The following is a 25,167-nucleotide window of genomic DNA, read 5'->3' on the forward strand; positions in this document are numbered from 1 at the left end:
ACACAAGATAAAAGAAGTTCATGAGTGTTTTATTCTGGCAGTATAGTGTCGCTTTAGCAAATTCAAGATTAAAAAAAAGTATATTAATAACATTAGCATTAACGATCGTTGTTATATGCAGGTTGTTATCTCTGTCTTTATCAGAACCAATCACCATAAGCAAGTCAGTAGAAGAAACTCCCATAAGGCGAGAACTTCTTGATAGAAACGGCATACCTCTTGCAATAAATCTACCTACAGCCAGCTTGTGTGCTTATCCACATAGAATAACTCAACCATATGATATAGTAGCGAAGAGACTTATAAAAGCCTTACCCTCCTTGGAATATCATTCTTTATTAGCAAAATTGCAAAGTAACAAAAAATTCGTATGGTTGAAACACAATATCACTATTAAAGATAAAGCAAATATAGAGCAAGCTGGAATTCTTGGCATAGAAGCCCAAAAAAACTACAGAAGATTTTACACGCAAGGTAGTTCCCTTTCTCACGTGATAGGGTATGTAGATCTGTATAACAATGGATTAGCCGGTATTGAAAGAGGGCTGAATGCAGAGATTTGCAATGATAGATTGCAAGAAAAGATCCTTCTTAGCATAGATTCTCAACTACAGAACATAGTAAAAGAAGAATTGAAATTAGCTATTTCAACTTTTGGCGCAAAAGGAGCAAATGCAATAATAGCTGATGTAAATACAGGAGAAATAATATCTTTTGTTAATGAACCAAGTTTTGACCCTTATAATATTGACTTCTCAAATCCAGAGGCTCTGCTAAGCAAAAATTCTATTGGTACATACGAACTAGGATCTATAATGAAGCCAATCATTATGGCTATAGGTTTTGATACAAATACAATAGGATTGCATGATGTATATGATGTAACAAACCTTTCTGTCAGTAAGTACAAAATTCAAGATTATACACAAACATCTGGAAATAAGTCTATCGCTCAAATCTTTGCTCACTCTTCAAACAAAGGATTAGGCAAAATAGCTTTAGAAATAGGGCAAGAAAAAATACAGGAATATTTTCAAAAATTAGGCCTGTTGGACGCAATAAGTCACGTTGAAATATCAGAACATGCAAAACCTATACTGCCTCCAAGATCAAAATGGTCGGATATTACTCTAACAACAGTAGCATACGGATATGGAATTTCCGTTACTCCTTTACACTACGTACAAGCGATGATACCGATTATAAACGGTGGAACAAAAATACCATTAACTTTCTTAAAAAGGACAAACAAAATATCAGGCACAAAAGTTTTGCAAAACCCTCTTACAACCGAAAAGATGAAAATCTTGATGAGCTTAGCAGCGACACATGGTAGCCTAAGGGCTGCATATATAAAAGACCTAGATGTAGGAGGAAAGACCGGTACAGCAAATAAAGTTGTTCAGGGAAAATATTCTAAGACGTTAAGGATCTCTTCTGTAATGGCGACCTTCCCTGTACACAATCCAAAATATATCGTATACGCAACTCTAGACGAACCACATGCAACAGCAGCAACACATGGGCACGCAACCGGAGGGTATACAATGGCTCCAGCAGTAAAACAGATTATAAAAAGGATGTCTATAAAATATGGCATAGAGAAACAACCTTGCTCAAGAGAACAATGGTACTATTTGATGAATCCTCCTCAAAACAATAGCTAACCAGATTATGAAAAATCGAAAAAAGAACGCAGCTGAAGTAATATCAATATTGAGAAAAAACAATGTAGAGGATATTTTTTCAGATCAAAGATTGTGTACAAATAATTCTGCTTTCTTTGCGATAAAAGGTAATAAGTATGATGGCAACGATTTTATCGACGATGCCATAAATAAAGGCGCAAAGGTTGTAGTAACTCAAGAAGATATTTGTCGCAGTAGCACCTCAGCATGTTTATGTATAGTAGAAAATATACATGAGACCTTAGAAAAATGTGTACATCATTTTTATCCCAACATACCGGAAAATGTTATTCTTGTTACTGGAACAAATGGCAAAACTTCAGTGGTACACTATATAAGAAACTTTCTTAAACATTTAGGATATAGTGCTGCTAGCATAGGAACATTAGGCTGCATTTCTGATCACAATATAAAATATCAATCAAATCTTACTACACCCTCTTTGGTAGACTTACGACAAACTCTTCATAAACTCGCTCAAAAAAACGTTACACATGTAATAATAGAAGCATCAAGTCATGCACTGCAACAAAGAAGACTAAGTAATATCTTAGCAAAAGTAGTCGTTTTTACATCTTTTAGCCCAGAACATTTAGACTATCATAAAACTGTAGATCAATACTTAAAAGATAAATGTATAATCTTTACCAATAATTGCTCAAACGATACTAAAATCGTAGTACATGAAGAGGTATTACCTAAAATAAAAGATGTAATAAAAGGTTATGATAACGTCATTGTATATGGCAATACAGGAAAGGTAAAAATTGCAATACAAAAAAGTGATATATGTGGTCAAGAACTTTTATTACAATGCGGCAAAACCGACGTTGTATACAAGACCAGTATTATAGGAAAGCATCAAGCACACAACCTTTTGGCAGCCACAATAGCCATATCACAGCTAGGAGCTGATATATCTAAATTGTCCTTTCTCGCACAACAGATAACAGCACCACCAGGCAGGTTAGAAAGAATTGCTAAGAATATATTTGTTGATTATGCTCATAATGAAGATGCATTAAAAAAAGTCTTACAAATAGTCGCAGAAGTTAAAAATATGCATCAGAAAATCTTTTTAGTTTTTGGTTGTGGTGGAGATCGAGATAAAAGTAAAAGGGCAAAAATGGGTGTGGTAGCTAATCAATTAGCAGATGAGGTAATAATAACAGATGATAACCCAAGAAATGAAGATCCAGATTTTATAAGAATGGCTATAAAATCAAGTTGCCCAAAGGGGACCATAATACCTGATAGGAAAGCTGCGATACAGTATGCCATAGATACTATGTCAGATTGCGATATATTGTTAGTTGCGGGTAAAGGGCATGAAAAATATCAAATTGTGAAAGAAAATTATATACCTTTTTCTGATAAAGCAATTATTTTAGAATGTATAAATAGGTAGCAATATCTGTTTTACTTTTTCCATAACCATTTTTGAGTAAGTTTACTCACGCCATGCTCTGTTTTATTCCACTGAAACGGAGCAAAAGCTAATTCTAAAATGGCGAAAACACTTGCTATAGAGTGCAGTAAAAAATACAAAAAATAACAGGGAATCATGTATATATATTGCAAAGGATGATCAACCAATTTTGCAGCTCGTATGCCTAGTATAGAAGCCAATATAACATACGACATGCTTATATATGTATTTACAAGCCACAGCTTTTGTACAAAAGGAGTTTTTGCAAAAAAAGTTAATATGAACGCCAAAGGAAAAATTAACTGCCCATATGTAGCAAAACCTACAAAACTTATTACCCCTATCGTATCTTTTACGCCGTAGGAACGCCGTTTATATACAAAAATAAAGAAAGTTTGCCAATATCCTTTGAGCCATCTTACACGTTGCTTAATCCAAGAAGATAAATCAATTGGTGCTTCTTCTGAAGTAAAAGAGTCTATTACACCCACTTTATACTTATGAGCAAAAATTCTAATGCCTAAATCTGCATCTTCTGCAACATTATAAGCATCCCAACAACCAACCTGTTTTAATGCTGACGTTCTAAAATGATTACTAGTACCACCCAGTGGTATAGGAAATTTGAGCAAATTTAGCCCTCTTACTAGAAAATTAAATAACACACTGTACTCAATGCTCATGAGTTTAGTAAGCAAGTTTTCTTTGGCATTATAAAACCTTAACTTAGCTTGTACACATACATAATCTAATGGCAGATTAGCAAATGCATGAACAGATTTTATCAATTGTGCAGGTTCTGGAATATCTTCCGCATCATATACTGTCACATATTGTCCTTTTACGTACGGCATGGCAAAGTTCATGGCCTTAGGCTTAGTTCTAGGTACACTTTTTGGAATATATACAACATGTACGTAGAATGGAATATTGTACTGTTTGATCGCTAAGTTAGTTATATCATCGTCTTGTTCTATCAAAAGTTTTACGTCCAATTTATGCTTTGGATATAAAAATCTAGATACAGCATCTAACAGCCTGGCGATATGTTTCTCTTTGTAGGCAGGAATTAATATACTATAGCAAGGGTACTCAGCAAAATAGTCTAACTCTGCATTATTATTTTCCCATCTTTTTATTGCAGATGTTAAGATTAAAGTGCCTTTAAAGAAATTTTGAATAACTAAAACTGCTATATTGATTAAATGAAAAATAAAATTAATCTTTATTAGAAATAAATAAAATGTACACACTAATAAAAATATCAAACGACCATAGCAGACATTTTTTGCAGAGACCTTATTTATAAACTTAACAAAGCTTGTAGATTGAGCAAGAGAATATCTTTGAAACGCACTATCTAATATAAAAAAGAAATCTTTGTTACGACATAACAATACTCGTTCTAACGAATAAGAAGATACAAGCTGAATTAGCAATTTTGTATCACATACAGTGCTAATTACAAAGGTTTTGTTGCATTGGTCTGTGCATTCAAAATATCCTCTTTTACAATAGTCATTTAACTCAGCGTAGTTACCAACTACTACCATGTTGTGCTTTGAACTAAGTTGTTTTATACCAAAGAATTGTGATAAGAGTAATAATAATTTCTCATATTGTATAAAACCTGCCTCTAAAAGAATCATAACAAGATCAGTACAGCAAGAAGCATGAGCTAATAAAGCATAACTAACTTGCGCTTTACAGAGAAATTTTCGTTCAAGTAAATAAGATAAAAATAGTAGATCTATATCTTCATATTCGTATTTAATAAGTTGTGCTAAATTCATTACACTTTTTAAATATTAAAATTCTAGAGAAATTCTAAAGGAGCATCCTAAGTTAAATAAATTAAAATTCTTCTTACAAAATAATTCCTCATGTTTCTTTCCACATACTCCATGTTCTTCAATATTATAATAGAGAGTACTTTTGCCATTTTGCAAATATCTATCATATAAGATACTATGCAGAACTGAGTCTTTTAAGAAGCTAGTTGCGTCTATATGCTCTAATATGAGAGAAAAATTCATACTTATTTTATCCAACTGTTTGGTTAAAGTAACACAAGACGACTTAGTACTCATTGTACATAATCCATCGTTACGAAATGGATATAAACAAGACCAAAAAACTTGTGCAGTTAATTCATAATCGTTTGCTAAAATAAAACCATAAGTTACATCAGCTCTAATTTCGCCCCAATTAGGACAACTTTTTTTGCTAAAAAACCCTACGCTACGGTCTACATAACGCTTATGTACTTGTAACGGACCAATAGAAAAGGGTTTTTCACTTGTATAACCTAATAAAGCTTCTGCTCCGAATCCGTAATTATGCGAGATACAACGAAAATACGGAAATTTCTTTTGTAGCTTTCCATCATTGTTACGAGTAACACCGTGGCTCATCTTATAAGAACATTGATAATATACGCTTGGCATAATAGATAAAAAATAAGGATAGCAATCCAGCACCTTTAAACGTAATGAAGAATGCCAACTAATGTGATCATTAGTATGTAAAAGAAATTTTTGCAAATAATGCACATTAATAAGCTTAGTACCAACAGTACACCAATCACTTATTCCATATTCATAAAATGCCTGAGAAACAATTCTACCTGAGCTATAATGCAAGAGAGAATCCAAAATTGTTTCTAATTCTTTCATTCTCTTAAACTGAATACGCATTCTTTCTTCAGTTCCATTTCTAAATTTACGAGCTCTAGCTCGCATACTAACAAACATGGGATTAGCTTCTGTATATCCACCATGCAACGCTTTATTTCCCTTAGGAAGTAGTATAATTATATCCGGCTCATACTCTGCTATATAACGCCAATCATTAATTGCCATTTGTTTATCTTCAATAAAATCTTCATGAAATATATTTTTCACTTGACATAAATTTTCCCAAAATGCCGATGTTTTGATAACGTCAGAAGAGCATGAAAAATAACTTTCACCTTTTTTACGTAGCCATGCACCAGCATAAACATTGCTAACTAAAAATAAATTGAATGTACAAAATATTAATAGGTAATAAAAGCAAGAGAACAAAGTCACACAAAAATCCATTACGTTTATAAGCGCATAAGAATGATTGTGCTATAAAGAAGTAAAAACTTAGTTAATGAAAACTAATTGAACAGATTTTTAAAAAAAGAAAAAGTTTTATAAAGGATAGAAGAGCTGCAATCAGTGTTAATAATACGTGAATACTGCGCATGATGTTTCATGCGATATTCCAACATACCTAAAACTGTCGCATAAGAATTAATATTACTTTCATTAGACAAGATCCCATCATAATAACAAGAAAAATTTCGCACATTGGAAGTACGAAAAATAGATCCACACAAATTATCCAACCCGTCTATATCGGACGCTCCACCCATAAGAACTATATTTTGTAAGATACAAGGCTCTATATCAAGTAGATGACATTTTTCCGCTATCATGGAAAATATCTCAGATTCTCTAGATTTAATAATCTCATTCAATAGTACGCTATTAATCTTTTCTACTTGTCCTTTTCTTTCAGCTTCTAACGTCAAAGTAGGTGCATTATCAGTTAGATTTGCGTATAACACCTTAAGTTTTTCCGCTACATCAAAATTCACTGAAAGCACATGTGCAATATCGTTTGTTACATGCCAACCACCAATTGGAATAGAGCTTGAAAACACAGGCAAATTATCATGAAATACAGTAAAAGAAGTTTTCATAGCACCACAATCTATAACCAGTGCACCAATACCATCTACATTAGTAGATATAGCAGAAATACCAGAAGCAACACCTGATACAAAAAATTCATCAACAGAAACGTGGCATTTTACAAAACAACCAGTCAAATTAAGCAAAGCGTTAGACTCTAGAGTCATAATATGAAACAATCCGTTAATCTTGTTACAAATCATGCCAACCGGATTTTTAACCATACTTTGACCATCTACGCAAAACTCTATTGGAAAGCAATGCATAACACTTTTTCCAGCTTCTTCAAATTTTTTAACAGATTGCGATAAAAGAGAATTTATATGGTCTTTTGTGACTGCCGTATTGTTTAATACGAGAGTTTGCCTTGCATATTTAGATTCTATAGCTTTACTTGATATTGCGACAGTAATGTTACTGATATGAGACTTCAAAAGCTTTTCTGCATTGTACAGAACTTTACTCAAGGTACGTTCAGCTTTTTTGAGATCCACAATACCATCTGCTCCAAATCCTTCAGAAGCATAAATTTGATGTACCAAGACTTCTGCATCACTTTCAGAGTTAACCTTAGCCGCTAGAAGTGCAACTTTATGAGAGCCAATATCTAAGCAAACAAAATTAGCTTTTTTTCTCATACATATAAATCAATCTCAATTAACATTATCAACTAATTGACAAGAACAAGCGTAAACGCACGTTATAATAACAGTGGTTACTACAAATATACAAATAAAAAAGTAACTATGTTATTTAATAAGGCTACAATAACTTAATTTTTAAAGAACGTAAAAATTGTATCACCTCTTTTACACAATCTGACAAATCGTCATTTATAACTTCTAGATCCACTAGTTCTTGGTTTTGTAAAGATTGCTTAGCTATAAACAATCTACGCTCTGTATCTTCCTTATTGTCACCTCTGCTTTCCAATCTTTGTTTAAGAATATCAAAAGAAGGAGGCGAGCAATGTATCGCTACTGTATTATCTTTATAAAGCTTCTTTAAGCTTTTTACGCCATTATAGTCTAAATCTAAAACAACATTTGTACCACTTTTGATCCTCTTTTCTAAAAAAGATTTTGTAGTTCCATAAAAATTACCATCATATTCTGTATACTCTGCAAAAGAATTATTATTTATCATAGATATAAATTCATCCTTGGTTACAAAGAAATAATCTTGCCCATCTCTTTCTTTTTCCCTTACAAAACGAGTAGTATGTGAAACCGATAAAGAAAAAGATTTAGGAAATTTTTGCACCATGTGCCTGGCAATTGTAGACTTGCCCACCCCAGAAACGCCAAAAAAGACAATAAAAAACATTTTCTAATTTACTCGCTTTTCGTATTCTAACGATAAAAAATGAGCAGCTATCAGCCAAATGATACACACAATAACAAATAAGACTGCAATAACGGGAGCAATAGCCAGGTATCCTGTGGCCTTTGAAAAGCTCAATATGATAACAGGTACAATACTGCTAAAAGATTTGCCAAATTTAGAGCCAATAAGGTCTGTAGCAGCCTTACCACGTGTTTTCATAATAGGGTCTAAAGGTATGTATAACATCTCTTTAGAAATGTCCCATACGGAATATTTTACCCCTTTAGCTAATACACTATGTACAGCCCCAAAAATTACGGGTAGATAAACGAAAGTACTAGAAAATGAAGAATAATTAACAAATAGAGAAACACCAAAAAATAAACAACCTGATACAGCCATAGTAACGGGAGGTATAGAAAAAATCATCTTCCAATTCAGTAGCCTCATTATACTTTTTCCAGCAACATTCAATATCATGGTAAAGACACCAGTCCAGAATATGCACATTGAGCTTAAATGTGCATATTGAGATACAGTTGGATACGCTACACTTACTTCAGCCTTCCACAAAGCTTCTGCTAAGTTCATACTAAAATAAAATGCTGTAGAGCATGTAGTTATTATCCAAAGATACCTAGATTTAGCGACGTATTTTAGTCCTTCTATTATTCCAATTGTTGCTTTCTTTTTTGTATCAACACCAACACAAAGAAATGACTCTTTAATAATCGTACGTGAAATAAAATGCACTAAATATATACTAACAAAGCCAAAGATAGCCAAAATACACACACATACTTTTACTAATAAAATTTTACTACTACAAAAATTAAAAACTTTATAAACAAGACAATTAGGAGAGGTAATATACAACATAAACATTCCCATAAATGCAGTGGCAGAATTTCCAAAAAAAGATAAAGCGGGATAAAAACTGCGTGCCTGTTCAACAGTAGTAATATGATTTGCTAATTGCCAAAAAAATATTACATAGACAACATCTGGCCATAATTCTGCCAGTACATAAAACGTGGTGTAACCCCAATTACCAAAAAGAAGAAGATACCATCTGAGATATGGGTGATTAAACGATAACCTGCTTACGGTGTCATAACTTATATGAAGACAATCTACGTTAGGGTATATAAAAAAAGCAAAAGTTAAGAAAAATAAGATAAATGATGTCACCACAACACTATATATCTTTGTGTAAGGCACACGGTCTGCAACTTTGCTATACAATATAACTAATATGGCTGCCACCGGAAATATTACAACTTTTGCAAAGCCTGTAATTTCCGCATTCACTTCAGAAATTACTATACTATCTTTTAGTATACGAAGCATACTTTGATTACACAAAATGCAAAACATCAAAAATGCCATGGAAAAGAATTTTAGCAATCCACTTTCCGGAATCGGAATAATCTTTCTCAGATAATAGATAGTCTTAGAAGAACTCGTAGTACTTGTATACATTAGCTTTAATAAATCCCCTTAACACATCATTGTCTTATCTAATTAAACTGATGTGAAAAACACATGATATAGGAAGCATCAACGTTTGCAACAAACTTGATTAAAATAAATCATCTACTATTCTCATTAATAATATGTTAGCATCCTCTAAGCTGTATTTTTCATTTACATCTAATCAATGTATCACTCGATCTCTCCGCATTCTCTAAAATGTTATGCGGCTTGTAAAGCAGATGAATATGACATTTTAGGAATAAAAAAATTTTTTAAAAGTTCTGACAAAAAATTTGCTTCTTTAGAAGGCACAATATACTTTTCTACAAAAGAACAAGATTCTCAAGAACTTGTTGAAGTATTCATATTTTACTTCGGTTCTATTGTAATTTGGGGAGCAAGCGAAAAAAAATGCAACGAAATATTAGATAACATCAGTGCATTTACACAAGGAAAAACACAAAACCCTTCAGCAAATAGTGAAGTAATAGAATGCAAGTATATTCCAGGAGTAGCAAAAGGATATTTTAACGACAAAAAAGATCACTTAGTTATTCCTTCTGATAATATTTTTACAAAATTTTCTATTTCTTATGCAGTAGCTCAATCGGTAAAATTAAGTTTTCTAGAAAACTCTGTAGCTAAACTTATAAAAAGCACACATCAAATACAAAAAGAATTGTCCTACAAAGGAAGCACTTCTTTATCAAAAAGAGAGATTTCAAAAAAAACAGGAATGTTATTTAGAGAACGCTATTCCATTAACCTACACAATGACATGCTAGATATTCCAGAATTTTTTTGGAGTAGGCCGATTTATGAGCAATTGTACATTTTGACCGCAAAATCGCAAGACATTCAACCAAGACAAAATATTTTGAATAGAAGGTTAGATATGATGCATGATCTATACGAGATGTTATCTAATGATCTAAGTCATAAGCATTCTAGTAGACTAGAAATGACAATAATAGTGTTGATAGGGGTAGAGATACTGCTAAACCTAATCCATATAGCTGTAGTCAGTATGTGATCATCACAGTTAATTTTTTGACAAGTCAAAAAATTCAGTAGTATCGCTGCTTCGGTTACATGCAATATCTGAAATATTGCTACAGTGATGGTGAGCAAGAGACGTAAAATCCACATTTCCTCCAGAAATAATAACCAGTATGTTGCGTCTTTTTTGATCACCAGACGCTTTATTCATATCTATCCATTTCTTTACAGCAGCCATATTTATGCCACATGCGGCTTCACTTTGCACTTGCGCTAGCTGCATTACACGACTAGTCCAATATTTAATTTCTTCTTCTTGAACAAGAAAAAAACCATCTAATTTTTTTAAATACGGTAAAGTAGCAGTAGCAATAGATCCTATATTTAACCCATCTGCAATACTCATATCTGAGTTTTTTCTGATTGGAACAACAGTATTGGTAATGATAGATCTTAACGCATCATCTACAACAGAAGGCTCTACACCAAATAATTTAGCATGTGGCATAATTAAATTCTTAGCTAACAACGAACCAGAAAGCATTCCACCTGTTGCACAAGATGCAAAAATCGCATCAACTTCAATTGATTTCTCCTGTAAATGTAGTAACGCATCATAACATACAGTGCCTGCTCCAGCGATAACGTCCTCATGTTCAGAAGAAGGATAGCTAGTATAACCTAACTCAACATCTTTCAACATTAATTTAGAAATATCAGTTACAGACTCAACGATGTGAACTTTAGCTCCATAATATATAGCTTTTTCTATTTTTATTTTAGCAGCAGTTTTAGGAACGTATATCTTACATTCTATGCCTAATTTTTGTGACAAAAAAGACACACCTATTGCATTATTACCGGTGCTGCTGGCAACAACTTTTTCTGGCAAATGTTTTAAGGAAAGAAAATAATTGAGAACACCTCTTACTTTAAAAGAACCAGTAACCTGAAAACAATCTAATTTAAAAAAAATATTATGTCCTAATATTGAGTTCAAAATGTCAGATGTAATAACAGGTGTGTCTACTATATACTTTTCTATACATAAGGAAGCTTTACGTACGTTGTGAATATCTTGCATGTCTTTAAAAATAAGTTTGAACAATATTGGTAGAAGATTTTATATCACTAAAAAATGATGTAGCAAATTCAGTGTAACAAAATGCAATATATATAAAAAGCACCTATATGTATCGTACATATACTTTTTAATAACACCTGATTACAAAAAATTTTTGTCAAGCATTTAAATTTATATACTAAATAAGCCTTGATTTTAAAAAAATGGAAACTATATACTTCGCATGAATGAGCTGCTTGGCGTGATACCTTATAGTCTACCGGCAAGTACAAGATTGTCTAAACACATTTATATCATCTATAAACAAGATGGAACAAATATTACCACTTATACCGCTGAAAGATACTGTAGTTTTTCCACAGATACCTGTGCCATTGTCTATAGGACGTAAAAGTTCTTTAGCAGCTGCGAACATAGCATCTGAAAATTTTGGAGACCATGTAATTTTAGTAACACAAAAAGATCCTGACAAAGAACATTTAACTTTTGATGACATATACAAAGTTGGGACAAAAGCAAGAATTATCCAGTCATTCTTCCTGCACGGAGGAGGGATGAAGTTAGTTGTAGAATCTTTAGAAAGAGTTTCTATCTTAGGTATCACAGAGCAAGATAGGGGAATAATGGCTACTTACGAGATATTGCCTGATATCAAACCAGATTCTGTAAAAGAAAAAATGCAACTACCGGATCTATGCGATGAACTTATAGAAAATTTCACCATATATAGCGAAATTAGTAAAACAATACATCATGACATAATTTCTACTCTTCTTGTTAAAAAAGATCCTATCTATGCAACACACTTAGTCTCTTCGCAGTTATCTAGCATAGACATAGCACAAAAACAGTTACTATTAGAAGAAACCAACATTCTTAACAGAATAAAAAAACTATTGGTTTTTATTCAAAAAGAAAGAGTCATAATTCAGACAGAGCAAGAAGTAGAGCAAAAGATTAAAGCACAAATAGAAAAGAGCCAAAGAGAGTATTACTTAAAAGAAAAGATACAAACTATACAAAAAGAACTTGAAATAGATGGAGATAAGTCAGAAGTTACTTTATTTGAAGAAAAAATAGAAGATCTTAATTTATCTGAAGAAGCTAAAAATAAGGCAAAAAGTGAGTTAAAAAAATACAAGTTAATGAGCCCCATGAGTGCAGAGGCATCGGTAGTGAGAAATTACTTAGATATTTTACTTTCAATGCCATGGGGAACAACAGAAGAAAAGGAAATAGATTTAGAAAAGGCAAATGCAATACTACAGAAAGAACATTATGGTCTAGAAAAAATAAAACAAAGAGTTATTGAACATTTAGCAGTATTAAAAAGATCTAACAGTATCAAATCTCCTATTCTATGTCTTGTTGGCCCACCTGGAGTAGGAAAAACGTCTTTGGCAGCCTCTATAGCTAAAGCTACAAATCGTAAATATGTAAGATGTGCATTGGGAGGTGTACATGATGAATCGGAAATTAGAGGCCACAGAAGAACTTATGTTGGATCTATGCCAGGAAAAATTATTTCGGCTATTAGAAAAGCTGGAAGTGATAACCCTGTCATTTTGTTAGACGAAATAGATAAAATTGGTAAAGATTTTAGAGGAGATCCATCTTTTGCATTGCTAGAAGTATTAGATCCAGAACAAAATAAAGAATTTGTAGATAACTATCTAGAAGTTGGTTATGACTTATCGAAAGTTATATTTATTGCAGCCGCTAATTCACTCAACTGCCCGCTTGCTTTATTAGATAGAATGGAAATAATACACCTATCCGGATATCTCGATAAAGAGAAAATGGAGATTGCTAAAAGACACTTAATACCAAAACAGATAGGACATCATAAACTTCAAGACGGAGAATTAAAAATAACAGATGAAGCTATAAAATTACTTTTGTTGCAATATACAAAGGAGTCAGGAGTGAGAAATTTAGAACGACAAATAGAAGCATTGGCACGAAAAGCTTTGGTAAAAATTCTGAATAACAAAGTAACATCTGTAAAGATAACAAAAAGCAATATTGTAGAATTTCTAGGTCCTGCAAAATATCATGAAGATAAATTAAATGATAAGTCTATTATAGGTACCACAGTGGGCCTTGCTTATACAGAGGTTGGAGGTAGTTTGTTGCATATAGAGGCAGTTCTAGTACCAGGAGAAGGTAAAATTAAAGCTACCGGTAAATTAGGTAATGTAATGCAAGAGTCTACGCAAGCAGCATTTAGCTTGTTTAAGTCCAAAGCTCATACTTTTAAAGTAAAAGAGGAATTATATAAAAATCACGATATTCATCTTCATGTTCCAGAAGGAGCTATACCAAAAGATGGTCCTTCAGCAGGAATTACGATCTTTACTACAATCGTATCTTTAATGACGTCTACTCCTGTAAAGCAAAATGTTGCAATGACTGGGGAGATAACCTTAAGAGGAAAAATATTAACCATAGGAGGATTAAAGGAAAAACTTATGGCAGCAAAAAGAGGTAACATGTCTACCGTTTTGATTCCAAAAGACAACATGAGAGACCTTCATGACATACCAGAAAGTTTAACAAACAAGCTGTCTATAATACCAATAGAAAATGCAGAAGAAGCATTAAAAGAAGCGCTAGATAAAAAGTGAAACGATGTACATTTTCACAAGAAAATCTAAATACAAAAGCATGACGAAGAACTTCGTGATAAATAACAGTTCTTCTTTTGCCGAAGCGATGCAAGAGAAGAGGTCAACCACCTGTGATTCTTAATTTCTTTCTTGGAGGAATATACAAGCTATCTGAATCTTCTTCCTCATGTGCCTCTTTAGACCTTTCCAAAATGACTGTACAACAATCTTTGAAAGGCGTCATATATGTTATGTACCATCCTCCATCTCGAACTTTTTCAAGAATTTCAAGTTCAGAGTATAAAAAAGAGCACACTTTGTACTCTAAAACCTTATGTTTAGTGAGCGTCATAATACAAAAATTTAATAAAAAAAAGCAGCAAAAAACTATTAAGAAATGTTGACAAATCACTTTTATTGTGCAACCTCAGATATATAGTACACTAACTTAATTGTTTTATCTAGAATCAAGTACAGTGAAATTTAAATGGGGCCATAGCTCAGTTGGTAGAGTGTTTGAATGGCATTCAAAAGGTCGGCGGTTCGATCCCGCCTGGCTCCACATTTACAGACTTGACAATACAATTAGGAAATGTAAATACTTACTGAGCGTTAATTGGGATGTAGCCAAGCGGCAAGGCAGCGGGTTTTGATCCCGTGATCGGTGGTTCGAATCCATCCATCCCAGCAAATTAGATAAAATTACAAATGTCGTTTTTTGTCTTCCCAGGACAAGGTTCTCAGCATGTTGGTATGGGAAAATGTCTGTTTGGAAATTTTTCAGAAGTAAGACTGATTTTTGAACAAGCAGAAGACATTTTGCAAACCAATATAAAAAAAATTCTATTTGAAGGCAATGATCAGCAGCTTAAAGATACAACAATTGCACAACCTGCAATATTCATAGTTAGTGCGTCTGCCCTGGCTGCTTTACAAATAATAGCAGAGAAAAAGTTCAAAAACTTAGCAACTATTATAGCCGGACATTCGTTAGGACAGTATACTGCTCTATTTGCTGCAGGGGCTTTAAATTTTGAAGATACCTTGAGTCTTATAAAAATCAGAGCTCAATTGATGTCGCAAGCTCCAACAGGTGCAATGGCTGCTTGTTTGAATATTCCAAAAGAAAGTGTAAATGCAGCTATACAAGATATTCAAAAAAACGATATTTTATCTATAGCAAACTATAATTCTAATACCCAATTAATAGTAAGTGGAACAATATCTGCAATAAATCAGATACAAAGTAAGCTAAAGGACGAAAAAGGCAAAGTAATAGTGCTAAACGTCAGTGGAGCGTTTCATTCTAAATTAATGCAACCTGTTGTAGAAAAGCTCAATCAAGTAGTGCAACAATACCAATTTAGTTCTCCTGTTGTGACAGTCATAAGTAATACAACTGCACAACCATTATACCAAAATCTTATAGCACAAGAGCTAGTTGTACATCTAACGATGCCTGTACTGTGGAGCAAGAGCGTAGAATACGCAAAAAGTTACAATACTGGTCAAAGTAAAAATTATTTTGTAGAGATCGGGCCAAAAAACGTCTTATCTAACCTTGCAAAGAGAGATGAAAAAGATTTCGAGTTTTTTAATCTTGAAACAACAAAAAGTATAAAAGCTTTCATATCAAGTATGTGCTAAAATGATAGATCGAAGTATCTTTATCAAAATTTACCCATGAAGGTTTATAATATTTTAGTCATTGGAGTATGCTTAGGACTTACTTCTTGTTGTATAAAAAAGCATAAGAACGAAGCGCCTGAAGACTGCCTAGCTATACCACCTAGTTATAACAAAGAAGTTTTCAATGCAATTAAAAAGTAGCATATTACAAAGTGTGATGCATGCTGCTAACTTAATACGCGAGGGGCATGTTGTGGCTTTTCCTACAGAGACGGTATTTGGTCTAGGAGCAGATGCCACATCTTTTGAAGCATGTGAAAAAATATTTGAGATAAAAAAAAGGCCGAAAAGTAATCCTCTCATAGTACATGTAAGAAACATGCAAAATGCTATGGAATTTGGAGTGTTTGAAAATGACGCAAAAAAAATAGCTGAAATGTGGCCAGCTCCTATCACGCTGATAACATACAAGACAAAAGATTGTAAAATAGCAAGCAATGTCACATCAGGACCAGCAATAGCAATTAGATGTCCAAATCATTCAATAGCACAAGAGCTATTAAACATATCATCTGTTCCAATTGCAGCTCCGAGTGCAAATTATTCCTCAAGAATCACAGCCACTACCACTGCGCATATAATAAAAGATTTTTCGGGGAAAGTACCAGTGTTAAATGGAATTGTTTCTATAGGTATAGAATCAACAATAATAGACACCAGGGACAAAATCAGAATAATAAGACAAGGTACAATATCAGCGGAACAAATATACAACAGCACGGGAGTAAAGGTATACAATTATGACGAGAATGACATAGTTGTTGCACCTGGTACACAACCTAAGCATTACTCACCTATATCGCCAATACGCATAAATGCAGATCACCTATTTGAAGGAGAAATTGGGCTTGGGTTTGCAAAAAACAATTTCACAGGAAAAGCTATAATGAACCTTTCTAAAGCAGGAGATTTAAATGAGTGCGCCCACAATTTGTACGCTATGCTAAGAATAGCGGATGAAAACGCTCAAAAAATTGGATGCGGAATAGCGGTAGCAAGAATACCAAATCATGGTATAGGAATTGCTATAAATGACCGATTGACAAGAGCCTCGTACAAATCCTAGATATTTTTATATTGAAAGAAAAAGTTAATTTATATTAACCTTTAGAAAATTCTACTTCTACACCATCTGCCTGCAAAGATTTAAATTGCTTTCTTATATCAGTAATGTAGCTACATCCTATAGAAAAAATCACACATGCATAATCATGCGCATAATGCCGTATAGGTGTATTAACACATATCAGTGGCCAATTTATATTAAAAGAGTAAGCGTTTGTGCTAATAAGTATTAGCTGATCATCAAGGTAAGGATCTGTGTCTAAAGCATGTGGCAAAAAAGACATGTAAGAGTAGGTCCACAAAGCTCTGTCAATTAGGTGGCTTGTTGTAATACTGTCTGTCAAAATAGCAACTCTACCCTCACTTTCATATAAGAGCTCAGCACGTTTTGCGACAGCTTTATCAATTGTATAACTTGTAGGCTGATAAAATTTTGCTTTTTTCATAGTGATGTATATCCTGTTTATAAGCAGAAAGGAGACTAATAAATTATAATCACAAAAAAGTGTATATAATACTCTTATAGAAAATAACACAATGAACAAATTATATAAGGAGTTACAAAAGCTAAATTTAAAAGGTGTACTAAAACCTAGTTACAAGCTATCACAACTAACTAGGCTCTCAGTAGGAGGAGAAGCAGAAGTGCTGTATAAGCCCTATAATACAGATGAGTTATCTTATTTTTTAAAAAAAGTAGGATCGTATTTAAACATCACCATTCTTGGTAATGGATCTAATGTACTTATAAGAGATAAAGGAATAGAAGGAGTAGTTATAAAATTGGGAAGAAATTTTTCAACAATTCAACAGCAAGACAATCACGTGAATGTTGGTGCAGCGGTTCTAAATAGCACTTTAGCAAGGCATTGTCTCATGTCAGAGATAAGTAACTTCTCTTTTATAGACTGTATTCCAGGATCCATAGGAGGAAGTATAGCCATGAATGCTGGCAGTTACGGAAATGAATTTTCACAACTAGTATCTGAAGTACACGTAATGGATAAAAAGGGTAATACATATATACTAAAAAATTCTGACATTCAGTTCAATTATAGAACTACCGACATACCTAAAGATTGGATCATTACATCGGCTAAAATGACATACCACAAAGGAAAGTTTGGTCACATAAATGAACAAATGGAACAATACAAAAAGCTACGAGAAAATTCACAGCCTATTTATGAAAAAACAGCAGGTAGTACATTTATCAATCCATCAAACTCAAATCAAAAAGCTTGGCAATATATACAAGCAATCAGAGGAATAGACATGAAAGTAGGAGAAGCGGTATGGTCAAAGAAACATTTAAACTTTCTAATAAACATAGACAATGCATCAGCAAAAGATTTAGAAACCTTGATCAAAAAAACACAAGAGAAAGTGTATAATTTAGCGGGCATTATGCTACAATTGGAGGTAAAAATTTTAGGCAGATAAGTAGTGTGATAAAATTTCAAAACATCATAAAAAGTTTGGCTTGGATAGTTTTAGTAGCATTGCCTCAATCTGCTTTGTCATCTCAAAAACAAGATGCAAATGCCAACGCAGACTATATGAATCAAATAGCGGAAGTATTTGAACAAATATTAGAAAACTACGTAGATCCTTTAAACCCACAAACTCTCACTGCTAGTGCTATAGAAGGCATGCTTTCGTCTTTGGATCCTCATTCAACATACCTTACAGAAAACGCATTACAAGATTGCCTAACACAAATAGGAGAACAATTTTGTGGTATTGGTATAGACTGCATAGTGGAAGATGGACAAATAAAAGTAGTCACTCCTATAGCAGACCTACCAGCAGAAAAAGTAGGAATACAAGCAGGAGACACGATAGTCGCTGTACAAGGCATGAAAACAAGAGATATGGGTATAGAAAAAACCTTACAAGCTTTACGTGGCAAATGTGGGACAATAGTTGAGGTAACAATACAAAGAGAAGGGCATAGTAGGCTAATAGATTATCATATCACAAGGACTACAATGAAAATTGCCCCGTTGAAGTACCATACATACGGAGATATAGCATACCTTAAAATTAGCAGTTTTACGCTTAATGTTGCAACAGAACTTAAGAAAGCCATGCATAAAATTCTACGGGACAAAAAAAGGCTGGATGGAATAATACTAGATCTTAGAAATAATCCAGGAGGGTTATTAGATTCTGCAATAGAAATAGGGGAGTATTTTCTTGATTCCGGTACCATAGTAAAGATCAGATACAAAAATAAAGAAAGTGATCTAAGAAGAGCTAGACAATCAGCGGTAAAAGCGCCAAAAGTTCCGATAGCATTATTGATCAATAAAGGTACAGCGTCAGCTGCTGAAATTTTAAGTGGAGCTTTGCAAGATCATAAAAGAGCAATAGTAATAGGTACCAGATCATTTGGAAAAGCCACCTTACAAGCACTTATACCGCTAAATCATAAAAATTCTTCTATAAAACTTACAGTAGGTAAATATTACACCCCTAAAGGCCACTCTATAGACGGAAAAGGAGTAAAGCCAGATTTATTGGTAGAGTCCAGTCTCATTCCAAATAATATAAAAGATTATGAGTCAAAAAGTGTAAAGAACAAAATGATTACCAGTCTTCAAAAGCATGATTCTAATACACAAGCACAAATGTTGTACAACACAGATTACCAATACAGAAGAGCTGTAGATTTGCTTACTGGAATTAGCATAGCAAATTACAAGTACTCTAAAGGCTTATCAACAGAGTAAAATATGCTAGACATAAATTGGATACGAGAAAAAACAGCAGATTGTATATCTCAGTTACAAAAAAGAGGAATAGATCCCAGTGTAGTACATGATTTGCTAAACAAAGACACAAGGAAAAGAGAATCAATATCCAAAATACAGGCTTTGCAACATGAAAGAAATCTTTTGTCAAAGCAATACACAAACGCAAGCGAAGAGAAAATAAAGAAGATAAAAGAAGATAACAAAAAAATACAACATCAACTATCTGAAATAAAAAAAGACCTAGAGAACGCAGAAAGAGAATTGTCTTCTATTCTAGATGCATTGCCAAACGTACCACAGATAGATGTACCATTTGGAACAAAAGAAGATGATAATGTTGAAAAAGAAAAGTGGGACTCAAGAAATACAGTTAATTCGACAAACCTGCATCACATAGATATAGCACATTTAATAAATGGTGTAGAAGTTCAAAAAACAACTGAAATGTCTGGTAGTAGATTTGTGACTCTCACAGGTAAATTAGCACTGCTAAAAAGGGCACTAATAAATTTTATGGTAGATTTCCATACGCAACATTTTTCCTTCAAAGAGATTTCTCCTCCTTATCTAGTACTAAATAAAGCAATGTATAATACCGGACAATTGCCAAAATTCAGTCAAGAGTCATTTGTCACAGAAGACGGATATAGGCTAATACCAACGGCGGAAGTATCATTGGTAAATTTGGTAGCTAACACTGTACTTAGCATAGAATCTTTACCCTTACGAATGGTTGCATGCACACCATGTTTTAGATCTGAAGCAGGAAGTGCTGGTAAAGATACAAAAGGTTTAATAAGACTACATCAATTTCATAAAGTAGAACTTATAAGTATTACAGATGAGTACCATTCAGAAGAAGAACACGAATATCTATTGATGGCAGCAAAAACCATATTGGAAAAATTAAACTTAAGTTATAGAGTTGTTACTTTATGCACTCAAGACATGGGATTTCAATCTAGTAAAACTTATGACCTTGAAGTTTGGATGCCTCATGAAAATAAATACAGAGAAATTTCTAGCTGCTCTAATTGCACTGATTTTCAGTCTCGCAGAATGAAAGCAAAGTATAAAATAAAAAATAAAAATTACTTTCTTCACACTCTTAATGCCTCAGGACTTGCAATAGAAAGAACTATAGCGGCGGTATTAGAAAACTATTTTGATGGTAAACGTTTACACATACCGCAAGTGTTACAAAAATACATGAATAATGAAAAAAGTTTCCCAGTACTGGAAACCAAAATTAAGCATATTTGTAGTGAAGAATAGAATGTTTTGTCGTTATGTAACGTACTTTCAAAAAAATCCACATATTTGTTATACAAGCACTACTTGTATTAAAAGAAGTTTTATAATATGTTGAATTGCCTATTAGGGCGATTAGCTCAGCTGGTAGAGCATCTCGTTTACACCGAGGAGGTCGGCGGTTCGATCCCGTCATCGCCCACCAATAAGTTGTATAAATCATCGTTTCATAGTTTTAATAAACCTTGATTATCCTTGACATAATGTCTAGTCACGCTTAGACATTAATATATAGATAGAGATTGCTTTATTTTTAATTTAAGTAAAGAAGTGGGTCACACATGAGACCAAATGAAAAAAGAATACTAATAGATGGAGTATACAAAGATGAACCCAGAGTGGTGTGTTTAGGGGTAAATAATACCATAGAAGCTTTTGAATATTCTATTAAAGACCAAAAACAAATAAAAGGTAATATATATTTAGCAGTAGTAAAAAGGATAGAACCGGCACTACAAGCAGCTTTCATAGAATATGGAGATAACCAAAAAGGATTTTTGCCTTTAAGCGAGATAGCGCCGTGCTATTTTAATATCCTGTCAAATAAAAAACATATTCTGCCGATACAATCAATAAAAGATAAAGACTTATCTAATCTAGTTTTGGAAGATCAAGAAACAATACTAGATGACGATGACGATGAATTAGATATAGAAAATATTACAAAGAATATAGATCTAGATGATATATCTCAAACGGAACAAGAAGATTGCGAAATAAACGAAGATACACAAAAAGACGAAACGCAAATCAATATTCAAGATTCTATCAGAAAGGGACAAGTGCTACTTGTACAAGCGCAAAAAGATGCAAGAGGGAACAAAGGGGCATCATTCTCTACTTTCATTTCAATAGCAGGTAGGTACTGCGTGTTAATGCCAACAAAGGCTCAAGGACATGGTATATCAAAGAAAATTGCTTCCTCTTCGGAGCGATCTAGGCTGCGTAAGCTCATTGAGCAATTAACTGCACACTCTAGCGAAAATGTAAGTATTATTATGCGGACGTCTTGTAAAGCTATAGCGTCAGAACAAATTAAGAGCGATTACCAGTATATTGTCAAATTGTGGAATAAAATACAAAAATTAGCAGCACAAGTACCGGCACCATCATTTATACATATGGAAGAAGGTATAATTCAAAAAACAATACGTGATATATTAAGCGACAAAGTGCAAGAGGTACTTGTGCAAGGTTTGCACACGTATACACAAACCGTTAAATGTGTTAACAACATTATACCGAGCGCATCAGATAAGGTAAAACTTTATGATGATAATGTGCCAATATTTACAAAATTTGGTATAGAAAATAAGATAGCATCCTTGTATCAACCAGTAGTCGAAATGCCTTCTGGTGGTTACATAGTAATCAATCCAGCAGAAGGACTTACGTTAATCGATGTAAACTCAGGAAGATCAAATACACAAAAAAGTGTGGAGGATACAGCACTGAATACCAATTTAGAAGCAGCAGTAACAATAGCACAGCAAATCAAGATACGAGACATTTCAGGGCTAATAGTAGTAGATTTCATAGATATGAAAAGCGGATCTCACCGCAAAATTGTCAAAAAAGTATTAGATAAAGCTCTCACCCAAGATTCTGCCCGCACTAGCACTGGCAACATTAGTCAGTTTGGCATATTAGAGATGTCGAGACAAAGGGTACGTTCATCATTTTTAGAAGTGACAACAATAATGTGCCCTACCTGTAAAGGAAAAGGTGTTGTTAGAAGCGAAAATGTAACAGACATGCTCATACTGCGTACTTTAGAAAATGAAATTAGCACTCATCCAACAAAATTAAGCGGTGCTGCAGTATTCACACATCTTGATATTGCACTTTCACTTTTAAATAATAGAAAAGCAGAGTTAGTAAGAATAGAAAAAAAATATGGAATAGAAATAGCAATAATAAACGATCCTGAAGCACATTTAGAAGAATTTGCCATAGAAAAAATCAGCAAAGAGAAAGAGGGGACTAGCTCTAGATCTCATGTATTACCACTACTAGTACCAGATCTTAGAGAAGTAAAAGATAATGTGGCCGATGAAGAAAATGAAGAAGTCTTGAGTAATAGAAAAAGTTCTAAAAACCACGGAAGAAGAGTTACCCTTAGCCAAAGGAAAACCACAAACAAATAATTATCTTGAGATATAGAAAAATGACCTGAATTGTACAGCATCAATAGAATTTTTCACAGCCTTTCTGTGATATTTGGTAGCTTTATACCCAGGTAAAAATTCTTCTTCACTAGTAATATACTTGTGCCATCCTTGTTCAAAAAATATACTGTCTACCCAAGATACATAGTCATTAACATCTGAGGAAAACTTTAACATACCTCGTTGTTGTAGCTTCTTTTTAAACAACTCTACTCTATGTGTATTAATTAACCTTCTTTTTTTATGGCGATTTTTCGGCCAAGGATCCGGAAATAAAATATAAATATTTGTAAAACTGTTGTCAGGAATATGTGGCAATAATAAATCCACATTATCTGGCCATATAAGAATGTTACTTACTTTAGCAGAACATATCTTGTCAATTAGTGAAACTACGCCATTTAGGTACGGTTCTGCGCCTATAAACAGTACATCTGGACTACGTAAGGCCATGTTTAATAAATTATCTCCGTTACCGAATCCTATCTCCAGTTCTATAATTTTGTTCTGAGAAAATACTTTTGCTAAGGAAACCTCATTTAAAAAAGAAAAACCATCAAGCAACTGCAACTGTCTTGCTGACAATCCTCTGCTTATCCTTCTTGCAAAAGTACGACAAATAAAACTCATAAATTTAATAACGAGTAACAAAAAGGTGGAGGTAAAGGGATTTGAACCCTTGGCCCTCTGCGTGCAAGGCAGATGCTCTACCCCTGAGCTATACCCCCTAAGTGAGAATTGGATTATACAATCAAAATGGAAACTATAAAACCAAATTTCAAATAAGTATAAAAAAAACTATGAGCCTAGGTACCTTTTTTTGCTACTAATCGCACGATCACCATTCTTTTTCTTGATACCTGCGACAGTAGAATCTAAATTTGACATAATTTTTAGAGCATGTGCAACATCATCCTTATTCCAAGAAGTACGTAGTCTTCTAAAATACTTAGCAGCGGCATCACAATGACCGTCTATATCAAATACGCCACGTAATATATTTTTATCAAATTCAGGTTTCATATTAAGCAATAAATATTTTAACAAACTACTTATCCAGTCAAACAAAAGGATTGTTATATAAAAAAGATATTGATGTCAAGCTATTTTATAACTTAAAGTATAAAAATCTACTAAAAAATTATTGAGATATAACAGTATTACAACAACAAGTAAGATATAACTCGTACACGCTTTTTTCTAAAACTAAAGTAGTCATTTCTTAATAATGTAAGACAAATTAAACAAAACCTATCAATATGAATAGTGTAACTCAGAAAGCTAGTGTACACTTACCTATGAAAATATTGTTTTATAAAGTAAGTTATGGATGTCTCATCGCTAAATCCAATAGGACAAGCAGCAATACAAACTTTAGTATCAATTGTTACACCAATACTGTTAATAGCATTAGTAGTAGGGGTGTGTATGTCGTTTCTACAAGCCTTAACACATATTCAAGAAGGTGCTTTGACGTTTATACCAAAAATGCTATCAGTGTTTATAGGCCTTATAATAATGGCTCCATACATCTTAAAGAAACTAACCATCCTCACTGACCATATAGTACATGCTATTATCACAAAATGATATGATGCTAGTCCTTATTTATCAGTTATCAAAGATTGTAGAAATTTTTGACAAATGGGTGAAGACCCTGTATCTAGTTCTTTCAAGAGAATTCACAATAAAAAAACCTTTATTGTGTATTTTAAAAAAAAAGATAAGCCCCTGTGGTGGAATGGTAGACACGGTAGACTCAAAATCTGCTGTCTTCGTGACGTGCCGGTTCGAATCCGGCCAGGGGTACCATGTGAATTAATAATATAGAATTTATCA

Annotated in this window: 21 protein-coding genes and 5 tRNA genes; 15 read left to right on the top strand and 11 right to left on the bottom strand. The window is 33.4% G+C overall.

Going from position 1 to position 25,167, the window contains the following annotated elements; all coding sequences use genetic code 11:
• Positions 1 to 20: 20 nt before the first annotated feature.
• Together FZC37_RS02050 and FZC37_RS02055 are read left to right on the top strand one after the other, a co-directional pair.
• A complete protein-coding gene (locus tag FZC37_RS02050) occupies positions 21 to 1,667 on the top strand; it encodes a peptidoglycan D,D-transpeptidase FtsI family protein (protein WP_148952065.1) in 1,647 nt (548 codons plus the stop codon).
• 7 nt (positions 1,668 to 1,674) lie between these two features.
• On the top strand, positions 1,675 to 3,096 hold the full coding sequence (locus tag FZC37_RS02055) for a UDP-N-acetylmuramoyl-L-alanyl-D-glutamate--2,6-diaminopimelate ligase (RefSeq protein ID WP_148952066.1): 1,422 nt from the start codon (positions 1,675 to 1,677) through the stop codon (positions 3,094 to 3,096).
• A gap of 11 nt (positions 3,097 to 3,107) precedes the next feature.
• Here the strand turns inward: FZC37_RS02055 and FZC37_RS02060 are convergent, their stop codons facing one another.
• From FZC37_RS02060 to FZC37_RS02080, 5 genes are all read right to left on the bottom strand, one after another.
• The gene (locus FZC37_RS02060; protein ID WP_148952067.1) at positions 3,108 to 4,910 is read right to left on the bottom strand and encodes a glycosyltransferase family 2 protein; all 1,803 of its coding nucleotides are present in this window, start codon (positions 4,908 to 4,910) and stop codon (positions 3,108 to 3,110) included.
• Between the two features lie 15 nt (positions 4,911 to 4,925).
• The gene (locus FZC37_RS02065) at positions 4,926 to 6,188 is read right to left on the bottom strand and encodes a hypothetical protein (RefSeq protein ID WP_148952068.1); all 1,263 of its coding nucleotides are present in this window, start codon (positions 6,186 to 6,188) and stop codon (positions 4,926 to 4,928) included.
• A gap of 74 nt (positions 6,189 to 6,262) precedes the next feature.
• Positions 6,263 to 7,480: a cell division protein FtsA gene (ftsA, locus tag FZC37_RS02070; RefSeq protein WP_148952069.1), complete on the bottom strand. Its 1,218-nt coding sequence runs from the start codon at positions 7,478 to 7,480 to the stop codon at positions 6,263 to 6,265.
• Positions 7,481 to 7,604: 124 nt separating this feature from the next.
• Positions 7,605 to 8,168: a guanylate kinase gene (gmk, locus tag FZC37_RS02075; RefSeq protein ID WP_148952070.1), complete on the bottom strand. Its 564-nt coding sequence runs from the start codon at positions 8,166 to 8,168 to the stop codon at positions 7,605 to 7,607.
• A 3-nt stretch (positions 8,169 to 8,171) separates the two neighbouring features.
• Positions 8,172 to 9,650 carry an Npt1/Npt2 family nucleotide transporter gene (locus tag FZC37_RS02080; RefSeq protein WP_148952071.1) on the bottom strand — a complete coding sequence of 493 codons (1,479 nt, stop codon included), beginning with the start codon at positions 9,648 to 9,650 and terminating at the stop codon, positions 8,172 to 8,174.
• A 178-nt stretch (positions 9,651 to 9,828) separates the two neighbouring features.
• Between FZC37_RS02080 and FZC37_RS02085 the strand changes: the two genes are divergently transcribed.
• Positions 9,829 to 10,677, top strand: a complete 849-nt coding sequence (locus FZC37_RS02085; protein ID WP_148952072.1) for an RMD1 family protein — start codon at positions 9,829 to 9,831, stop codon at positions 10,675 to 10,677.
• A gap of 9 nt (positions 10,678 to 10,686) precedes the next feature.
• On the opposite strand, the gene FZC37_RS02090 is transcribed toward FZC37_RS02085, so the two are convergent.
• The gene (locus FZC37_RS02090) at positions 10,687 to 11,727 is read right to left on the bottom strand and encodes a pyridoxal-phosphate dependent enzyme (RefSeq protein ID WP_148952073.1); all 1,041 of its coding nucleotides are present in this window, start codon (positions 11,725 to 11,727) and stop codon (positions 10,687 to 10,689) included.
• A 299-nt stretch (positions 11,728 to 12,026) separates the two neighbouring features.
• Between FZC37_RS02090 and lon the strand changes: the two genes are divergently transcribed.
• Positions 12,027 to 14,354, top strand: coding sequence for an endopeptidase La (gene lon, locus FZC37_RS02095; RefSeq protein WP_148952074.1), 2,328 nt, complete (start codon positions 12,027 to 12,029; stop codon positions 14,352 to 14,354).
• Positions 14,355 to 14,457: 103 nt separating this feature from the next.
• Here lon and FZC37_RS02100 read toward each other — a convergent pair whose 3' ends face one another.
• Entirely contained in the window at positions 14,458 to 14,688 is a 231-nt protein-coding gene (locus tag FZC37_RS02100; RefSeq protein ID WP_148952075.1) for a hypothetical protein, read from the bottom strand.
• 137 nt (positions 14,689 to 14,825) lie between these two features.
• Here FZC37_RS02100 and FZC37_RS02105 point away from each other — a divergent pair.
• From FZC37_RS02105 to FZC37_RS02120, 4 genes are all read left to right on the top strand, one after another.
• Positions 14,826 to 14,898 (top strand) — tRNA-Ala (locus tag FZC37_RS02105).
• Positions 14,899 to 14,953: 55 nt separating this feature from the next.
• Positions 14,954 to 15,024: transfer RNA gene (locus tag FZC37_RS02110), tRNA-Gln, on the top strand.
• Between the two features lie 20 nt (positions 15,025 to 15,044).
• Positions 15,045 to 15,983, top strand: a complete 939-nt coding sequence (locus FZC37_RS02115; protein WP_148952076.1) for an ACP S-malonyltransferase — start codon at positions 15,045 to 15,047, stop codon at positions 15,981 to 15,983.
• Between the two features lie 166 nt (positions 15,984 to 16,149).
• Entirely contained in the window at positions 16,150 to 17,091 is a 942-nt protein-coding gene (locus tag FZC37_RS02120; RefSeq protein WP_148952077.1) for an L-threonylcarbamoyladenylate synthase, read from the top strand.
• 34 nt (positions 17,092 to 17,125) lie between these two features.
• On the opposite strand, the gene FZC37_RS02125 is transcribed toward FZC37_RS02120, so the two are convergent.
• A complete protein-coding gene (locus FZC37_RS02125; RefSeq protein WP_148952078.1) occupies positions 17,126 to 17,536 on the bottom strand; it encodes a DNA polymerase III subunit chi in 411 nt (136 codons plus the stop codon).
• Between the two features lie 91 nt (positions 17,537 to 17,627).
• Between FZC37_RS02125 and murB the strand changes: the two genes are divergently transcribed.
• The 5 genes from murB (at position 17,628) to FZC37_RS02150 (ending at position 23,307) form a co-directional block, all read left to right on the top strand.
• Positions 17,628 to 18,533 (top strand): UDP-N-acetylmuramate dehydrogenase, encoded by a 906-nt coding sequence (gene murB / locus FZC37_RS02130; RefSeq protein ID WP_148952079.1) that lies wholly within the window; start codon positions 17,628 to 17,630, stop codon positions 18,531 to 18,533.
• Between the two features lie 5 nt (positions 18,534 to 18,538).
• Complete coding sequence (locus FZC37_RS02135) at positions 18,539 to 19,825, top strand: S41 family peptidase (RefSeq protein WP_148952080.1); 1,287 nt, start codon at positions 18,539 to 18,541, stop codon at positions 19,823 to 19,825.
• 3 nt (positions 19,826 to 19,828) lie between these two features.
• Positions 19,829 to 21,124: a serine--tRNA ligase gene (gene serS / locus FZC37_RS02140; protein WP_148952081.1), complete on the top strand. Its 1,296-nt coding sequence runs from the start codon at positions 19,829 to 19,831 to the stop codon at positions 21,122 to 21,124.
• A gap of 105 nt (positions 21,125 to 21,229) precedes the next feature.
• Positions 21,230 to 21,305 (top strand) — tRNA-Val (locus tag FZC37_RS02145).
• A gap of 136 nt (positions 21,306 to 21,441) precedes the next feature.
• Complete coding sequence (locus FZC37_RS02150; RefSeq protein ID WP_148952082.1) at positions 21,442 to 23,307, top strand: Rne/Rng family ribonuclease; 1,866 nt, start codon at positions 21,442 to 21,444, stop codon at positions 23,305 to 23,307.
• On the opposite strand, the gene trmB is transcribed toward FZC37_RS02150, so the two are convergent.
• From trmB to FZC37_RS02165, 3 genes are all read right to left on the bottom strand, one after another.
• Entirely contained in the window at positions 23,308 to 23,958 is a 651-nt protein-coding gene (gene trmB, locus FZC37_RS02155) for a tRNA (guanosine(46)-N7)-methyltransferase TrmB (RefSeq protein WP_148952083.1), read from the bottom strand.
• A gap of 26 nt (positions 23,959 to 23,984) precedes the next feature.
• Positions 23,985 to 24,056 (bottom strand) — tRNA-Ala (locus FZC37_RS02160).
• 70 nt (positions 24,057 to 24,126) lie between these two features.
• Positions 24,127 to 24,351 carry a hypothetical protein gene (locus FZC37_RS02165; RefSeq protein WP_148952084.1) on the bottom strand — a complete coding sequence of 75 codons (225 nt, stop codon included), beginning with the start codon at positions 24,349 to 24,351 and terminating at the stop codon, positions 24,127 to 24,129.
• A gap of 303 nt (positions 24,352 to 24,654) precedes the next feature.
• On the opposite strand from FZC37_RS02165, the gene FZC37_RS02170 reads away from it, so the two are divergent.
• Together FZC37_RS02170 and FZC37_RS02175 are read left to right on the top strand one after the other, a co-directional pair.
• Positions 24,655 to 24,918: a flagellar biosynthetic protein FliQ gene (locus tag FZC37_RS02170; RefSeq protein WP_148952085.1), complete on the top strand. Its 264-nt coding sequence runs from the start codon at positions 24,655 to 24,657 to the stop codon at positions 24,916 to 24,918.
• 137 nt (positions 24,919 to 25,055) lie between these two features.
• Positions 25,056 to 25,140: transfer RNA gene (locus tag FZC37_RS02175), tRNA-Leu, on the top strand.
• Positions 25,141 to 25,167 lie beyond the last annotated feature (27 nt).

Origin of the sequence: Candidatus Sneabacter namystus, from assembly GCF_008189685.1 — a bacterium.
Classification (GTDB): domain Bacteria; phylum Pseudomonadota; class Alphaproteobacteria; order Rickettsiales; family Rickettsiaceae; genus Sneabacter; species Sneabacter namystus.

What these genes read in the sequence shown, in the direction of transcription:
- FZC37_RS02050 (WP_148952065.1), top strand. Translation starts at nt 21, where the DNA reads ATGAGTGTTTTATTCTGGCAGTATAGTGTCGCTTTAGCAAATTCAAGA.
- FZC37_RS02115 (WP_148952076.1), top strand. Translation starts at nt 15,045, where the DNA reads ATGTCGTTTTTTGTCTTCCCAGGACAAGGTTCTCAGCATGTTGGTATG.
- ftsA (WP_148952069.1), bottom strand. Translation starts at nt 7,480, where the DNA reads ATGAGAAAAAAAGCTAATTTTGTTTGCTTAGATATTGGCTCTCATAAA.
- FZC37_RS02165 (WP_148952084.1), bottom strand. Translation starts at nt 24,351, where the DNA reads ATGAAACCTGAATTTGATAAAAATATATTACGTGGCGTATTTGATATA.
- FZC37_RS02150 (WP_148952082.1), top strand. Translation starts at nt 21,442, where the DNA reads ATGAGACCAAATGAAAAAAGAATACTAATAGATGGAGTATACAAAGAT.
- FZC37_RS02090 (WP_148952073.1), bottom strand. Translation starts at nt 11,727, where the DNA reads ATGCAAGATATTCACAACGTACGTAAAGCTTCCTTATGTATAGAAAAG.
- FZC37_RS02085 (WP_148952072.1), top strand. Translation starts at nt 9,829, where the DNA reads ATGTATCACTCGATCTCTCCGCATTCTCTAAAATGTTATGCGGCTTGT.
- FZC37_RS02080 (WP_148952071.1), bottom strand. Translation starts at nt 9,650, where the DNA reads ATGTATACAAGTACTACGAGTTCTTCTAAGACTATCTATTATCTGAGA.
- trmB (WP_148952083.1), bottom strand. Translation starts at nt 23,958, where the DNA reads ATGAGTTTTATTTGTCGTACTTTTGCAAGAAGGATAAGCAGAGGATTG.
- FZC37_RS02100 (WP_148952075.1), bottom strand. Translation starts at nt 14,688, where the DNA reads ATGACGCTCACTAAACATAAGGTTTTAGAGTACAAAGTGTGCTCTTTT.
- murB (WP_148952079.1), top strand. Translation starts at nt 17,628, where the DNA reads ATGAACAAATTATATAAGGAGTTACAAAAGCTAAATTTAAAAGGTGTA.
- FZC37_RS02055 (WP_148952066.1), top strand. Translation starts at nt 1,675, where the DNA reads ATGAAAAATCGAAAAAAGAACGCAGCTGAAGTAATATCAATATTGAGA.
- serS (WP_148952081.1), top strand. Translation starts at nt 19,829, where the DNA reads ATGCTAGACATAAATTGGATACGAGAAAAAACAGCAGATTGTATATCT.
- gmk (WP_148952070.1), bottom strand. Translation starts at nt 8,168, where the DNA reads ATGTTTTTTATTGTCTTTTTTGGCGTTTCTGGGGTGGGCAAGTCTACA.
- FZC37_RS02120 (WP_148952077.1), top strand. Translation starts at nt 16,150, where the DNA reads ATGCAATTAAAAAGTAGCATATTACAAAGTGTGATGCATGCTGCTAAC.
- FZC37_RS02170 (WP_148952085.1), top strand. Translation starts at nt 24,655, where the DNA reads ATGGATGTCTCATCGCTAAATCCAATAGGACAAGCAGCAATACAAACT.
- FZC37_RS02125 (WP_148952078.1), bottom strand. Translation starts at nt 17,536, where the DNA reads ATGAAAAAAGCAAAATTTTATCAGCCTACAAGTTATACAATTGATAAA.
- FZC37_RS02060 (WP_148952067.1), bottom strand. Translation starts at nt 4,910, where the DNA reads ATGAATTTAGCACAACTTATTAAATACGAATATGAAGATATAGATCTA.